Consider the following 15,830-nt stretch of genomic DNA (forward strand, 5'->3'; position numbering starts at 1 on the left):
TAGAGTTAAGAAAAACTAGATTTTATTTTAGCAGGTGAGAGGTAAGATTGTTTTTATAAGTATTATAATTTCACCTGTTAAATTCAACTTAAATTAGGAGGAAAAATATGTTAGAAACTAGAAAGTTACAATGGCCATCAACGGCGTTAATTGGCCCAGGTGCATTAGAAGATGTAGGAGAAGAAATTAAGTCATTAGGATTAACTAAAGCATTAATAGTAACGGATGAGGTACTAAATGAAATAGATATTGTAGATAAAGTAGTTGATGTATTAGAAAAAGATAACATAGAATATGTTGTTTTTGATGAAGTACAGCCTAATCCAACGACTAAAAATGTTAATGATGGATTAAAGGTACTAGAAGAGAATAATTGTGATTGTATAATTTCTCTCGGGGGAGGATCTCCCCAAGATGCAGCAAAAGGAATAGGAATCTTGGCTGCTAATGGAGGAGATATCAAAGATTATGATGGAGTAAATAAATCTGAAGAAAAATCAATTCCAATTATAGCTATTAATACTACAGCGGGGACTGCTAGTGAAGTAACTATTAACTATGTAATTACTAATGAAGAAACTCAGATTAAAATGGTAATGGTAGATAAAAATTGTTTAGCTACAGTAGCAGTAAGTGATCCAGAATTGATGGTGGAGAAACCAGAAACTTTAACTGCAGCAACAGGTATGGATGCTTTAACTCATGCAGTAGAAGCTTATGTCTCAACTGGTGCTTTTAGACTATCAGATACTTTAGCTTTAGAAGCAATTGAGTTAATTGGAGAGTCATTAAGAGATGCTGTTAAGGATGGAGAAGATGTTGAAGCAAGGAGTAAGATGGCTTATGCTTCCTATATTGCAGGAATGGCCTTTAATAATTGTGGTTTAGGATATGTTCATTCTATGGCTCATCAATTAGGAGGAATATATGATTTACCACATGGTGTTTGTAATGCAGTCTTATTACCACATGTAGAGCGATTTAATTCTAATAATACTGGTGATAAATTAAGAGATGTAGCTAAAGCATTAGGAGAAGAAGTAAATGGCTTAACAACAGAAGAAGCTAATGAATTAGCCTTAGAAGCCATTGAAGAATTAGCTGAAGATATTGGGATTCCAAGTGGATTAGAGGGGTTAGGAGTTAAAGCAGAAGACCTAGAGAAAATGTCTAAAAATGCACTGGAAGATGTTTGTAAAGGTACTAATCCTCGAGAAGTAACTCTTGAAGAGACGATTGAAATTTATAAAAATGCAATGTAATAATGAGTTAAATTTAAAACCTCAGTCAGATTCTTTTAGACTGGGGTTTTATTTATATTTAGTTTTATAAAATAAGAAATGAAGGTGTGAAAAGAATGAATGATTTAATAAATATATTTCTACTTAATATATTTTTAATGTTATCTTTAGTGATCGTGAAATTTATTAATGAAGAAATACCATATTTGGTTTTAATAATAGTAATTTTAATATACATAACTTATGGTCTAGTAAAAATAAATAAAAAAGAAACAAGTAATTTAAATGAGATATTATCAGTAGCAAAGAGATTAAGTTTTTCAATTAAAGATATTATGTCTGCCTCAGATGAAATATTTGAAGCGTCAGAATTTATTGCTCAAGGAGCAGATAAACAAAGTTTAGAAATAGAAAAATGTTATCAAATATCAAATAGTTTTATTGCAAAAGTTGAAGAATTATTAAGAAAATCATCAGAGTTAATTGAAAAATCTAATAGAATGAAAGAGATTAGTATCAGAGGAAGTAAAAGCATTGATGAAGTAGTAGAAACAAATGATAAATTTAAAAGTGTTTTTAGTAATATACTTTTAGAGATAGATATTTTATTTAAGGAAGTTAAAAATATAGAGAAAATAATTAAAATGGTGGAAGATTTTTATGATCAAACAAATATGTTAGCATTAAATGCCTCAATAGAAGCTGCAAGAGCCAATAAATCAGGTAAGGGATTTGCTGTAGTAGCAGATGAAATAAGGGGATTATCTCAAAGGAGTAAGGAAGCCAATAAAAATATTAGCTCTATAATCAATAAGATTTATAAAAGATTAAAAAAAATTGATGAAATGATTGATGATTCACAACAATATTCTATAAAGCAAAATGATTCAATTAAAACTTCAAATGAAGCATTTAATAAGATTGAGAATTTTATTACTGATTTTGTTAATGAGCAGAATATATTTTATGATGAATTTTGTAAATTAAGAGAAAAGAAAAATAACTTAAATCAGGCAATAGAGAATGTTAATTTAGTATCTCACAAAACAGCTGCTACAACTCAGGAAGTTTCTTCTTTAACTATGAGACAAAATAATAATATAGATTTTTTACAAGATATGTCTCAAAAGCTAAATAGTGAACTAGAAGAACTAGAAGGCAATGATAACCAAATTACTAACAATGAGAAAGATAGTTCACAGGCAAATATTGCAGTAGTTATAGATTTTGAAAATGATTTTTGGGAATCTATGAAGAAGGAAGCAGAAAAAGCAGCAATAAAATATAATGTTAATTTAAGTTTCTTTGCTCCTACAGATCGGACAACCTGTGTATCAGAGCAAATAGATATTTTAGATAAAGTAATTGAAGAAGATTTTGATGGGATAGCAATTAGTCCCTTAAAAGATAAGCAGGTTATTAAAAAAATTAAAACTATAATAGATAAAGGGATAGAGGTAGTTTTTATAAATACAGACATTGATAATATAAATAACTCAAGTCTTATTGATACAGATGGATATCAAGGTGGAAGGCATGCCGCAGAAGTAGCTAAACGTATTCTTAATAATAGAGGAAATATAGTTATTGGTGAGTGGAACGATTTAGATATGGAAGTTATCAATAATAGAGTAAATGGATTTATAGATAAAATGTCTAATGATTCAAATATTAATGTGATAACTGCTGAGATTCCTTCTAATACTACTAGCAAAAATGCTGAAAAAATTATTGAAAAAATGCTAAATAAGCATCCTAAGATAGATCTTATATTTGCAAGTAATATAGACTGGGGAATCCATTATGCTAATTATTTTCAAAAATTTAATATAGATAAGAAAATTATTACTTTTGATTTTACAAATCAAATAGTTTTAGATATTAAGAATGGAACAATAGATGCTGCTATAGGGCAGAGATCATTTCTTTGGGGTGATTTGGCTGTTAGATATTTAGTTAATGCAATTGAAGATGATGAGTTTCCTGATTATAAAGAAACAGGTACTTTTGAAGTAAATAAAGATAATATTGATATATATGAAGGAAAATTCTAAAAGAAGGGCCAACTTTTAAAGGTTGGCTCCTTTTTTATTTAGAAGTCAAACTTTGAATTGAACTTTTAAATTTCTGGATAAATTTAAAGTTAAATATTTGACTTTCTTCTATAGAATAAAGCCAACCAGCAAAGATAGCAGTAATAGGAGCTACTAATACCAATCCAATGCTGCCAGTTACAGTTCTGAGTATCTCTGCTGAAACTATTTTAAAGTTAATCATTCTGTTAAAACTGGAATGCTTAGTGGTAAAGAGCATTAATAAAGTCAAGTATCCCCCAGAATAAGCCAATAACAGAGTAGTAGTCATTGTACCTATTACAGCTTTTCCAACATTAAAACCTGATTGGACCAACTCTTTCATTTCTATCCCCGGTTTCTTTAGCTTTATTTCATACATGGAAGCTGCAACATCCATTGCAATATCCATAGCAGCTCCTGAAGCTCCAATAACAATAGAAGCATAAAATATATGTTTCATATTTAGATTTAGATGACCACTAAAGACTAGTGTTTGGGCAAAGGGTGCTGTCATTCCTTGTAGACCTAATTGATTACCAAAAAATATAGTAATTCCAACTGTAACTAGTAATCCAGAAACAGTTCCAGTAAAGGCTGATAATCCTTTTTTATTTAAACCGGCTACTGAAAAGACGATAATTGCTGTCAGTAAGATTAATATTACTGCAGACAGCAGTAATGGTTGATAGCCTTGTAATAGACCAGGAATTAAAAAATTCCAGATAACATATAAACTGGATATAAAAGAGAATAGGGCTTTAATCCCAGTATAACGTGCATATAATAATAATAGTATAACAAATAGTCCAAATAGTAATGCTTGTTGATTTTGACGATAGAGACTAATAGCTTTAGCATCTGTAATCTGTTTCTTTTCTTCTGTTAAAGCAAGAACTATTTTATCACCTGATTGATAGTAATCATCTATATTCATCTTTCCTTTTAAGTTATTGGTTGCTTTTACTTTACTTCCTTTATATCTTCCTGTGATAATTTTGACCTTTAAATACTGATTGCCTATTCTAGTCATTCCAGCTTGCATTACATTACTATTGTCTGTTTTAAGTATAATAGCTTTAACTTCAGAAGGATTATTGTTATTTATTATTAGTCCAGTAATTAATAATAATAGGAGAATAATAATTATTAGAGGAAGTGAGTTTTCTTTTTTTATGTTATACATACTTATTCACCTCAAGTTTTGTTTTAATTTCAGCTTTAAATTAAATGAAGAAATAGCCGAGAAGATTCTCGACTATTTCTAGCAGATTTTTTATTTAGTTAGTTTAAAGTTCATTAGTTCAGCCATAGCTTTACCTACCTCGGTATTATCTTTATAGCCACCAAAGTTTTTGGCTCCTACTCCTATAGCTGTTAATGGAACAGCAGTTGCAGAGTGAGCGTATGTTGTCCACTCTAGTCCAGCTCTTGCTGATAGAACATGAGTAGTTGCAATGGCTACAGCGTCATAGTAGCTAGGGCCAAAAGTAGCAGCATCATATTCTGCACCTGAATCAACGATACCCATGGCTTTATTAATAATTGCTTTTTCTTTGGTAGTTAAGTTATCTAGTCCAAGATTTTCATCGATATAATCAAAGTAAGCTGCTCTATTTTTGTTAAGTTCTTTATATTTTCCAGATAGAGTATTTGCTGTAGTTACTTTAGCTTCTTCTAGGTTCTCTAACTTTAAAAAATATTGTTTAGAGAAGCCTAAACCAAAGCCACCTGTTTCGTGGTCTCCAGCAACTACAATTAATGTCTCATTAGGATGTTTCTTATAGAATTTATAAGCTTTCTTAATTGCTCTATCAAATTCTAAAGTATCATGAATAGCTCCAACTGGGTCGTTAGCGTGAGAGGCATGGTCAATTCTTGCTCCTTCAACCATCATCACGAAACCATTTTTATAGTTAGATAGAGTTTCAATTCCTTTATTAGTCATCTCAGATAAGCTTGGTGTAGCATCTGTTCTCTGTCTATCTAACTCATAAGGTGTGTGACTATAAGTAAAGGCAGCAAATACTTTCTCTTTTCTTTCTGTAGTAAAGTCTCTAAATGATTCTGTAGAATGTTTAGATAGGAAGACTTTATAGCCTTGATCATGAAATTCCTTAGCTAAGTTTCTATTATCTTTTCTCTTTGACTTTAGTTCTATACCATTATGTTCTAAGCCACCTTGAGGAATAAAATGTCTATAGCCACCCCCTGCAAAGAAATCTACATCACTAGTTAAATACTGATTAGCTATTTTATTAGGTAAGTATCTGCTCTTAGCATGAGAAACAAAGGTAGCTGGAGTAGCATGGGTTAGACGAGAAGTAGTAACAATCCCTGTAGCCATTCCCTTAGCTTCAGCTGCTTCTATAATAGTTTTATATTTTTTACCTTTCGGAGATTGGGCAATTACCTGACTATTTGTCTTATGTCCTGTAGCTAAAGCTGTACCGGCTGCTGCTGAATCTGTTACTAATGAATCTAAAGCTTGAGTAGTATTGATACCAGCAACAGGAAATTTGTTCATTGTTAATTTAAGATCTTCATTATCATTTTTAGTCTGCAAATAATATTCTGCTGCTTGTCTATGAGAGGCTGATAAACCATCACCAATGAAATAGAAGACATATTTAGGCTGTTTATTAGTAGTCTGATTAGTCTGTCCTTCAGAATCACCACCAAATATCCACCATGCTTTAGTTGGAGTCGCATTAAGCCCTGTAATTAATAAAGCTGCCACTACAATAAATGAGATACTTTTTGAGAGACTTCTTTTGTTAGTCATAATTTTTCCTCCTTATAAAATTATTTCTTATCTTCAGTTAAATTATTACAAATTAATATTACAGAACTATTAAGTAAATATTAAATCAATGTTAATTTATTATATAAAAATGATTATTACTTTTATTAGCTTAGAGTATCAACTAATTTCACTACTTCTTGATATTTTCTTTTGACATTAGATAGTAAACTTGATACACTTAGAAAAAATAAATAGTAGCTGTATAATCCCAAAAATATGGTTTGGGAGTCTCTACCAGGAGCCTTAAACTACCTGACTACCAGTTAAGAGAAACCCTAAGTATAGCTAGGGGATATCATTCTTAATTGGTATATAAGATATGGTATCCTAGTTATATTTAGGGTTTTTTGTATTTAGCAGGGGTTATGAGTAGTAGGGAGATAGTAAATAATAAATAGTTAACGGCTTTGCTTATGACTCAAAACTAAAGGTCCAAAAATATAAGAGGAGGAGATAAAATGGAAGATAAGTTAGTTAAAGAAGCTTTAACTTTTGATGATGTTTTATTACAGCCAGCTCAGTCAGATGTGTTACCTAAGGAAGTGGAGACTAGTACTCAATTAACTAAAAATATTAAGCTTAATATTCCTATCTTAAGTGCTGCTATGGATACAGTAACGGAAGCTGAAATGGCTATTGCCATGGCTCGTCAAGGTGGATTAGGGATTGTTCATAAGAATATGACTATTGAAGAGCAAGCTAGTGAGGTAGATAAGGTTAAACGGTCTGAAAGTGGTGTTATTGTTAATCCATTTTCTTTAAGTCCTGAAGATGAAATTTATAAAGCAGAACAATTAATGTCTAAATTTCATATTTCTGGGGTACCAATAGTTGATGAAAATGAGAAATTATTAGGAATTATTACTAATCGTGATTTACGTTTTGAGAAGAATTTTGAACAACCAATTAAGAATGTAATGACGAAAGAAGATTTAGTAACTGCCCCAGTAGATACTAATTTAGAAGAAGCTAAAGAGGTTTTACAGGAGCATAAGATTGAAAAGTTACCTTTAGTTGATGAGGATAATACTTTAAAAGGTTTAATTACTATTAAGGATATTGAAAAAGCTAAAAAATATCCTAATGCTGCTAAAGATGATACTGGTCGATTATTAGTTGGAGCAGCTGTAGGTGTAGGATCAGATTCGAGAGAGAGAATTGCTGCTTTAGTAGAAGCTGAAGTAGACGTTTTAATTATTGATACTGCTCATGGTCATTCTAAAAAGGTAATTGAAATGGTAGAAGAAATAACAGATCAATATTCTAAGTTAGAAGTAATAGCTGGTAATGTAGCTACTGCTGGTGCTACTAAAGCTTTAGTTGAGGCTGGCGCAGATGCAGTTAAGGTAGGAGTTGGTCCTGGTTCTATCTGTACTACTAGAGTAGTAGCTGGAGTAGGTGTACCTCAGATCTCTGCTGTTTATGATTGTGCTAAGGCTGCTTCTGAATATGGAGTACCTGTTATTGCTGATGGAGGAATTAAATATTCAGGAGATGTAGTTAAGGCTTTAGCAGCTGGAGCTTCTACAGTAATGTTAGGTAGTCTATTAGCAGGAACAGAAGAAGCACCTGGTGAGAAAGTTATCTATAAAGGTAGAAGTTTTAAGGTTTATCGTGGTATGGGCTCTGTTGAAGCAATGAAAGAAGGTAGTAAGGATCGTTACTTCCAGGAGGAGAAGAAGAAGTTAGTTCCAGAAGGAATTGAAGGTCGAGTTCCTTATAAAGGAGAGCTATCTGACACATTATATCAATTAGTAGGTGGCTTACGTTCTGGTATGGGATACTGTGGAACTAAAACAATTAAAGATTTACGGGAAAATGGAAAGTTTGTTAAAATTACAGGTGCTGGTTTAAAAGAAAGTCATCCACATGATGTACGAGTAACTAAAGAAGCACCTAATTATAGTCTTGATCAGGATTAATCTGTAATTGGCCCTCGTTATGAGGGCTTTTTTCTTTTTCAATGGTAATAAAATAGGTTATTTTAATTGTACATTATAGTTTACAGACTTTATAATATAATTGTAGATATAAAATGGAACTTTATATCAAGCTATGAGTTATGAGCTGTGATTCGTGAGCCCAATCAACATCAAAATAATAAATCTATTTCAATCCCCTCTAGAGTATAAGATTATAAAGTTTTAGATTTTAAAGGTTTTGAATTGGATCATAGCTCAGAGCACATGACTCAAGACACACTATATCAATAACATTTAACTACTAAAAAATAAATTTACTAGATAATTTAATTATACGATAAGATAGTAATAAAAAGGAGGATCTATATGTCAGGTAAGTTGATTGTAGTTGAATCAGGAACTGATGCTAGTGGAAAAGAGACGCAGACAAATAAATTATATAATAGATTAAAAGATGAAGGATATAAAGTACGAAAAGTAGAGTATCCTAATTATAATAGTCAGTCATCAGCTTTAATAAAAATGTATTTAGATGGAGACTTTGGTGAGAATCCAGCTGAAGTCAATTCTTATGCTGCCTCTACTTTTTATGCTGTAGATCGCTTTGCTTCCTTTGAACAGGAATGGAAGGATTTTTATAAATCTGGTGGAATAGTGATAGCAGATAGATATACAACATCTAATATGGTTCATCAAGCTTCTAAATTTACTGATGAAACTGATAAGGAAGACTATCTTGCTTGGTTATGGAATTTAGAGTTTGAGAAATTTCAACTTCCAGTACCTGATTGTGTGCTATTTTTAGATATGCCACCTGAGAAGAGTAAAGAGTTGATGGAGCAACGGGCCAATGGATCTGATATTCATGAAAAAGATGGTGACTATTTAGTAGAGTCATATAATAATGCTTGCTGGGTTGCTAAAAAGTATGATTGGAAGATAATAAATTGTGTAAGACAGGGAAAATTAAGAAGTATTACTGATATCCATAAAGAGGTTTATCAGATAGTAACCAATCTTTAATTGTTTTTTTAAGCTTAGATTGTATTATTTCCTTATAAAATAGTTTTCTTTTTTTTAGAGAAAATGATATAATTATAATTGATATGCATAAATTATTGGGAATTTTAAGGCGATATGTAGTGGTTAGGCTGTTATGCCCCACTACATTTAGTATTATTTAAACTAGTTTTTTCTAAAAAATTAATTTCCCTATTTTCAGAAAGGGGATAATATGAAGATTAATAAAGCTGAAAATAAAGGTAGGTTTAGTAAATCAATAACTGCTAGTAAGCAGATTAATCGAGTCGAAGGAAAGAATATTACTTTTTTAGAAGAACTTAAACAAGCCCATGGAGAGCAAGTTAAAGCAAAACTAGATGAATTACTAGATGTAATTGGCAAACAAGGGCAGAGGTTGGCTGAACATAGAACTTTTAAGGATTTAGTTAAGTATAAGAAGATGGTTAAGAAGTTCGTTAATGAAGCGGTGGAGAAGATGTATCAAGTAGAAGAAGATTATAGTCCAAGTCAAGGTAAGGTTCAGACCATAGTTAAATCAGTTGATGCATCATTAGAGGAGTTGACTGAGATGATAGTTGATGATCAATCAGCACAATTAGAGATTTTAGCTCAGTTAGATGAAGTTCGAGGGTTATTAATAGATTTATATAGATAACTTAAATTAAGATTAAATTCGCCAGAAAGGAGAGGCGAAGATGTCATTTAATAAAGTATTAGGTCAGGAATTGGCAGTTTCTATTTTGCAGAATTCATTGCGACAGGATAGATTAAGTCATGCTTATCTATTCACTGGAGTAGAAGGAGTAGGAAAGGATATAGCAGCTTTTGAATTTGCTAAGGCAGTTAATTGTAGATCAAAAGTTGATGATGCTTGTGATAACTGTATATCTTGTCGTAAGGTAACTAGTGGTAATCATCCTGATATAAAAAAATTGCAACCTGATGGTAGTTCAATTAAGATTGACCAGATGCGGGCCTTTCAACAGGAGATATTATATAAACCGTATGAAAGTAAGAAGAAGATATATGTTATTCACCAAGCTGAAAAGATGACTTCTGAAGCTGCTAATAGCTTATTAAAGACTTTAGAAGAGCCTCCTAAGCATGGGATTATTATTTTATTGACTAATAATATAGATCAACTATTGCCTACTGTTATTTCCCGCTGCCAGTTAGTTCGTTTCAATCGTATTTCTAGCCAGTTAATTAGGGAGAAGTTAGGGTTTGATTATGAATTAACTGAAGAAAGAGAACAATTGATTACTTCTTTAGCAGCTGGTAGATTGAAGAAAGCTATTAATTTAGTAGAAGATGAGGAACAGTTAGAGCAAAGAAATGAAATTATGGAGTTGATTGTTTCATTTAGTGATTTAGATCAGTTACAAATATTTTCAATAGTAAAAGAGTTATTAAGTTATAAAGAGTCTATTGACCAAGTGTTGAATTTTATTTTGTCTTGGTATCGTGACTTATTATTATTCAAGCTTAAAAAGAAAGATAAAGTAATTAATATTGATTATCTACAACAATTAAAGAGTGTAACAGCTGAAATTGATCTAGAAGATATAGAATCAATAATACAATTAGTAGAAGAAACGAAGAATAAGATTAGACAAGCTAATGTAAATTTGCAGTTATCTTTAGAGGTAATGCTATTAAACTTATATCAATTAAGGAGGTGAGGTTGATGAAAGTAGTTGGAGTTAAGTTTAAAGAATCAGGAAAGATATACTATTATCAACCAAATGGAGCAGAATTAAATGCTGAAGATAAGGTAGTAGCAGATACTATAAGAGGTATTGAGATTGGCGAGGTAGTCAACCCATTGAAAGATATAGATCCAGATGAATTTGATCATTCTATAGAGCCTATTAAGCGTAAGGCTACTTTACGAGATTTGCAACAAGCTGAAGAAAATGAAGAAGCAGCTAAGAAAGCCTATGGTATCTGTTTAGAGAAGATAGAAGAACATGGTTTACCAATGAAGTTAGTTGATTCTGAGTATACTTTAGATCGGGGTAAACTGTTATTTTACTTTACTGCTGATGATAGAGTAGATTTTAGAGAGTTAGTCAAAGATTTAGCTGCTATCTTTAAGACTCGAATTGAATTAAGACAGATTGGAGTCAGAGATGAAGCAAAGATGCGTGGAGGCATTGGCCCTTGCGGTAGAGAATTATGTTGTTGCAGATTTAAAAGAGATTTTGACCCTATCTCTATAAATATGGCCAAGGAACAGGATTTATCTTTAAATCCTAATAAGATATCTGGTATCTGTGGCCGATTAATGTGTTGTCTTAAGTATGAGAGTGATAATTATCGAGAAATTAAAAAAGAATTACCTAATATAGGAGATACTGTTGAAACAGAATTTGGTACTGGCAATGTAACAGATATAAATGTAATTAAGAAGACAGTTAAGGTTGATTTAGGTAATGATGATAATATGGAGCTTCAAGCTGCAAATGTGGAATTAAAAAGTGAAGCTTCAGATGAGTAGTGTGTTAAGTTAAGGAGGTATAAAGGTGGAAGAGATTATTAGCTTGTTGGCCCACTTTCAGGAACAGTTACAAGTATTAAATGATGACTTTCAAAAAGTAAAGAATACAGTTTATGATATGTATAAAGAGAATGAAAACCTTAAAGAAGAGAATGAGAACTTAAAACGGTTATTATTTGAAAAAGAAGAAGAAGAACAGGGTGATAAGGAACTGAAAGAAGAAGATAATTTATCTCGCTTATATCAAGAAGGGTTTCATATCTGCCATCTTAATTTTGGTGAACAAAGAGATGGTAGTTGCCTTTTTTGTGCAGGTATGTTAGAGGAAGAAAAGTTTAAAGAAGAAGTAAGCGGAGGAGAATAATAGTGGCTGGAATTAACTTAAAGCCTGAAGAAAGACTAGATGATCTACTAATTGATAATTTAAAATTAATTCAGCATAGTAATCACTTTCGGTTCTCTTTAGATGCTGTTTTATTAGCCAACTTTGTTAGTCCTAAGAGTAATGACAAAGTATTAGATTTAGGGACAGGAGCAGGAGTAATTCCTCATTTGTTACAAGCTAAGTATAATTTAAATGAAGTTTGGGGTATTGATATTCAGGCAGAGGTAATTAATATGGCTCAAAGAAGCGCAAGATATAATAACTTATGTGATAAGTTGAATTTTACTGAACTTGATTTGAAAGAGGCTTTAGATTTCTTTGGCTCGGAAAGCTTTGATTATCTTGTTAGTAATCCTCCTTATCAGAAATTAGATAGTGGTAAGATTAGTAGTCGAGAGGAAATAGCAATTGCTCGTTATGAGTTGAGATGTAAATTAGAAGATGTAGTTAAGGCTAGTAATCAGTTAGTTAAATATGGAGGTAGAATTGCCTATGTTTATAGAGCTCAGCGATTGGCTGAGTTATTGGCTTTAATGGAGAATTATAATTTAGCTTGTAAAAAGATGAGATTAGTTCATTCTACTCAAGATAGTAAAGCTAAATTAGTATTAGTAGAAGCAATTAAAGGAGGCGGTAGCGGATTAAATATAGAAAAGCCTTTAATTGTTTATGATGGTAATGGTAATTACACTTCAGAAATCGAAGAAATATATTACTCAGATTAAAAGTTTGATTGGAGGTGAAATTATTATGGAAGAGAGTAGAGAATTAGATCCAATCTTTAATTGTCAAAAAGAATTAAGTTCAGAAACTAGAAAAACTTTCGGTTTTAGCCTGTATCAAGGTCAGCCTTATGTAATGAGTTTTAGAGATTTATTAAATGATATGCTAAAAGAGGGTATGACAATTGGTGCTTTAAAGGTTTTATTTAAACATTGTCGTGATGAAAATAAAACTCATTCAAACTATTTTAGAGTAGTAGTTAATAAGTGGTTAACAAAAGGAATTATGACAGAAGAAGAAGCTAAGAAAGCACTAATAGATTTTAAGATGGCAAAATCAAGCACTACTATTTGTAAGCAACCTGATTCTGATTGTTTAAACTCTAATTGTGATTTTAAAGATAAATGTCCAGTATTCGTTGTGCTAGGGCACTTTGATGAACAAGTTAATCCTAAGGTAAGTAGTGCAACTTTAAAAGATAAGAAGATGATTGAAGATAGGCTGAATTCAATCTTCAATACGGATCATTTAATCCAAGCTATAAATAATTTTGTTCAGTCAGGTTATAGAGAAGAAGGAGAAACTAGATTAAGTTTTCTTTTTAACTGTGATAGTTATACTAAGGACTGGGTAAATCGAGTTATTAAGAAAAAGGATAATTATAAAGAGAATAAAATAGAAGAAAATAGTTCAACTTTAGGGGAGGAACTATCTCTAGAAGAGGGGATGGAATATCTAGAGTCATTGATAAAAGATAATTCGAAAGGAGGGGCCAATAATGGAGAATATAAATAAGGATATACAGAAAGTTATTGAACGGGCTAAAGCAAAAGCTTCTGTCCAAGCTCCAGTACCTAAAGACCAGATAATTAATAGAATAGGAAATTATATGCTCACTCAGTCTAATATACCAGATAGTTATCTAGAACAAGAATTATCAGATTTGACTTTAACATCTTCTCAACGGAAAGTTTGCATGCAGATAATTCAGGCTTATAAAGGTGATTTATATGATAATTTAAAGAGTGGTCAAGGTATCTATCTTTGGGCCTCTGGAAAAGGAGATAATGAATGGGGAACTGGAACAGGTAAGACTTCTCTAGCTGTAATTTTAGTTAAGTCTATTATTAATAACTTAGCAAAATATGTTTATAGTTCTTTAGCCAAACATGAGCAGGATGCATTAGAGATTACAGAGTGGAAGACGTCGGTAAGAAGACATAATATATTCCAATCTAGACATATCCCATACTTTATTACAGGAGCTACATATTTTCAAAAACTAAATGATGCCGATAGATCTGAGAAAGAGAGATTAAAAGCTAGAGCTAGAAAAGCATTGATTTTAATTTGGGATGATTATGGAACTGAAAAGATAGAGTGGTATCATGATGAGGTATTTGCTTTATTAAATGATAGAGTAAATAATAATCGGCCAATTATATTTACTTCTAATTGGGAATTGGATATCTTTGCTAATATGGGTTATAAAAATAATAGTGAAGAGTTAAAAGAAATCGGAGGTAGATTAGCTTCTAGAATAGCTAGTATGGTCAGTAATTTGGTCTTTAGAATGGAAGGTAAAGATTGGCGTAAAGAAGAACTTAAGAATATAGATTGGCAGAGGTGAGAAATAGAAGTTGGGACATTATGTATATATTTTAAGATGTGTTGATAATACTCTTTATACTGGGTATACTACTGATGTTGAACGGAGATTAAAAGAACATAATAATGCTAAAGGAGCTAAGTATACTAGAGGACGGATACCAGTGAAATTATGCTATACAGAAGAGTATACTACTAGAAGTCAAGCTCAAAAGCGAGAATATGCGATTAAGCAGTTAACACGACAAGAGAAGTTAGAGTTGATAAAGGAGTGATAGAATGGCTTATGGTACTCTATATATTTGTGGTACTCCAATTGGAAATCTAAAAGATATTACTTTACGGGCATTAGATATTTTAGGAAAAGTAGATTTAATTGCTGCAGAAGATACAAGAAGAACAAGAAAGTTACTTAATCATTATGAAATTAACACAAAGTTAACTAGTTATCATGAACATAATGCAGATAGTAAGAAGAAACAGTTACTTGCTAAGTTAGAGTCTGGTATTAATGTTGCTTTAGTTTCTGATGCTGGGATGCCAGGTATTTCGGATCCAGGTTATCAATTGGTCAAATTATTGCGGGCAGAAGAAGTTGATATTAAAGTTGTTCCTGGGCCAACAGCAATGACAAGTGCTTTAGTAAGTTCCGGTTTAGCTACTGATAGATTTGCTTTTGAAGGTTTCTTATCACGTAAGAAGAAAGAACGGCGTAAGCAGTTACGAGAGTTAGAAGGAGAAGAACGAACGGTAATTTTCTATGAAGCTCCTCATCGTTTAGTAAAGACATTAAAGGATATACTTGATATTTTAGGTGATAGAGAAATAGGTATTTGTAGAGAACTGACTAAGAAATTTGAAGAAGTGTTAACAGACAAGGTCAGCCAGCTACTAGATTACTTTAATGAGAATAAACCTCAAGGTGAAATTGTCTTGGTTTTAGAAGGTGGAGCTAGCGAGGAAACAGAAGATGAATGGCAAAATTTATCTATCTTAGATCATGTTAAATCAGAAATGGAATCAGGTCTAACCAAGAAGAAGGCTATTAAAGAAGTAGCAAAGTTAAGAAATTTACCTAAGAGTGAAGTTTATCAGATTGCTACTAAAATTAGAGTTAATAGATAAAAGGAGAGTGCTTTAACGCACTCTCCTTTTATAACTGATATATGTTATTACGCAGAAACAGAATCAGACATTTCTTCTAGGCAGTCTGGACAGATATTCTTTCCTTTGAAGTTCTTGATATTTCCTGCATTACCACAGAAGATACATGCTGGTTGATACTTCTTAAGGATGATCTTTTCCTGATCGACATAAATCTCCAAAGAATCCTTTGTATCGATATCTAATGTTCTTCTTAACTCTACTGGAATAACAACTCGTCCTAATTCGTCTACTTTACGTACAATACCTGTTGATTTCATATATATTCCTCCTTTTATTTTTAAAAACATCCCTGCATATTCTATTATTCGACATTTATTACATTTTAAATAATAACACGAATTCCAACATAAGTCAATAGTTAGAATAAAATTTATAAAAAATAT

16 protein-coding genes and 1 riboswitch are annotated in these 15,830 nt (G+C 31.6%); of the genes, 13 read left to right on the forward strand and 3 right to left on the reverse strand.

Annotated elements, in window-relative coordinates; genetic code table 11:
* Positions 1 to 107: 107 nt before the first annotated feature.
* Together ACYQ39_RS08300 and ACYQ39_RS08305 are read left to right on the forward strand one after the other, a co-directional pair.
* Positions 108 to 1,262 carry an iron-containing alcohol dehydrogenase gene (locus ACYQ39_RS08300; protein WP_459842042.1) on the forward strand — a complete coding sequence of 385 codons (1,155 nt, stop codon included), beginning with the start codon at positions 108 to 110 and terminating at the stop codon, positions 1,260 to 1,262.
* Between the two features lie 95 nt (positions 1,263 to 1,357).
* Entirely contained in the window at positions 1,358 to 3,295 is a 1,938-nt protein-coding gene (locus tag ACYQ39_RS08305) for a substrate-binding domain-containing protein (protein WP_459842044.1), read from the forward strand.
* A 34-nt stretch (positions 3,296 to 3,329) separates the two neighbouring features.
* On the opposite strand, the gene ACYQ39_RS08310 is transcribed toward ACYQ39_RS08305, so the two are convergent.
* Together ACYQ39_RS08310 and ACYQ39_RS08315 are read right to left on the reverse strand one after the other, a co-directional pair.
* A complete protein-coding gene (locus tag ACYQ39_RS08310) occupies positions 3,330 to 4,499 on the reverse strand; it encodes a YibE/F family protein (protein ID WP_459842045.1) in 1,170 nt (389 codons plus the stop codon).
* A gap of 90 nt (positions 4,500 to 4,589) precedes the next feature.
* Positions 4,590 to 6,098, reverse strand: a complete 1,509-nt coding sequence (locus tag ACYQ39_RS08315; protein ID WP_459842047.1) for an alkaline phosphatase — start codon at positions 6,096 to 6,098, stop codon at positions 4,590 to 4,592.
* 199 nt (positions 6,099 to 6,297) lie between these two features.
* A riboswitch (purine riboswitch) is annotated at positions 6,298 to 6,399 on the forward strand.
* 178 nt (positions 6,400 to 6,577) lie between these two features.
* On the opposite strand from ACYQ39_RS08315, the gene guaB reads away from it, so the two are divergent.
* From guaB to rsmI, 11 genes are all read left to right on the forward strand, one after another.
* Positions 6,578 to 8,041: an IMP dehydrogenase gene (guaB, locus tag ACYQ39_RS08320; RefSeq protein ID WP_459842048.1), complete on the forward strand. Its 1,464-nt coding sequence runs from the start codon at positions 6,578 to 6,580 to the stop codon at positions 8,039 to 8,041.
* Between the two features lie 366 nt (positions 8,042 to 8,407).
* A complete protein-coding gene (locus ACYQ39_RS08325) occupies positions 8,408 to 9,064 on the forward strand; it encodes a dTMP kinase (RefSeq protein WP_459842050.1) in 657 nt (218 codons plus the stop codon).
* Positions 9,065 to 9,275: 211 nt separating this feature from the next.
* Positions 9,276 to 9,719, forward strand: coding sequence for a YaaR family protein (locus ACYQ39_RS08330; protein WP_459842052.1), 444 nt, complete (start codon positions 9,276 to 9,278; stop codon positions 9,717 to 9,719).
* A gap of 40 nt (positions 9,720 to 9,759) precedes the next feature.
* Positions 9,760 to 10,746 (forward strand): DNA polymerase III subunit delta', encoded by a 987-nt coding sequence (gene holB / locus ACYQ39_RS08335; protein WP_459842054.1) that lies wholly within the window; start codon positions 9,760 to 9,762, stop codon positions 10,744 to 10,746.
* A 2-nt stretch (positions 10,747 to 10,748) separates the two neighbouring features.
* Complete coding sequence (locus ACYQ39_RS08340) at positions 10,749 to 11,564, forward strand: PSP1 domain-containing protein (RefSeq protein ID WP_459842056.1); 816 nt, start codon at positions 10,749 to 10,751, stop codon at positions 11,562 to 11,564.
* Positions 11,565 to 11,589: 25 nt separating this feature from the next.
* Positions 11,590 to 11,928 carry an initiation control protein YabA gene (locus ACYQ39_RS08345; RefSeq protein ID WP_459842058.1) on the forward strand — a complete coding sequence of 113 codons (339 nt, stop codon included), beginning with the start codon at positions 11,590 to 11,592 and terminating at the stop codon, positions 11,926 to 11,928.
* Positions 11,929 to 11,930: 2 nt separating this feature from the next.
* Positions 11,931 to 12,674, forward strand: a complete 744-nt coding sequence (locus ACYQ39_RS08350; protein ID WP_459842059.1) for a tRNA1(Val) (adenine(37)-N6)-methyltransferase — start codon at positions 11,931 to 11,933, stop codon at positions 12,672 to 12,674.
* 25 nt (positions 12,675 to 12,699) lie between these two features.
* Entirely contained in the window at positions 12,700 to 13,467 is a 768-nt protein-coding gene (locus ACYQ39_RS08355; protein WP_459842061.1) for a DnaD domain-containing protein, read from the forward strand.
* Positions 13,451 to 14,302 (forward strand): P-loop NTPase family protein, encoded by an 852-nt coding sequence (locus ACYQ39_RS08360; RefSeq protein WP_459842063.1) that lies wholly within the window; start codon positions 13,451 to 13,453, stop codon positions 14,300 to 14,302. Before ACYQ39_RS08355 ends, ACYQ39_RS08360 begins: the two co-directional genes overlap by 17 nt.
* Positions 14,303 to 14,312: 10 nt before the next feature.
* Positions 14,313 to 14,555, forward strand: coding sequence for a GIY-YIG nuclease family protein (locus ACYQ39_RS08365; RefSeq protein ID WP_459842064.1), 243 nt, complete (start codon positions 14,313 to 14,315; stop codon positions 14,553 to 14,555).
* A 4-nt stretch (positions 14,556 to 14,559) separates the two neighbouring features.
* The gene (gene rsmI / locus ACYQ39_RS08370; protein WP_459842066.1) at positions 14,560 to 15,405 is read left to right on the forward strand and encodes a 16S rRNA (cytidine(1402)-2'-O)-methyltransferase; all 846 of its coding nucleotides are present in this window, start codon (positions 14,560 to 14,562) and stop codon (positions 15,403 to 15,405) included.
* Positions 15,406 to 15,452: 47 nt separating this feature from the next.
* Here the strand turns inward: rsmI and ACYQ39_RS08375 are convergent, their stop codons facing one another.
* Positions 15,453 to 15,704, reverse strand: a complete 252-nt coding sequence (locus ACYQ39_RS08375) for an AbrB/MazE/SpoVT family DNA-binding domain-containing protein (RefSeq protein ID WP_459842067.1) — start codon at positions 15,702 to 15,704, stop codon at positions 15,453 to 15,455.
* Positions 15,705 to 15,830 lie beyond the last annotated feature (126 nt).

The sequence above is a fragment of the Halanaerocella petrolearia genome (assembly GCF_054657875.1).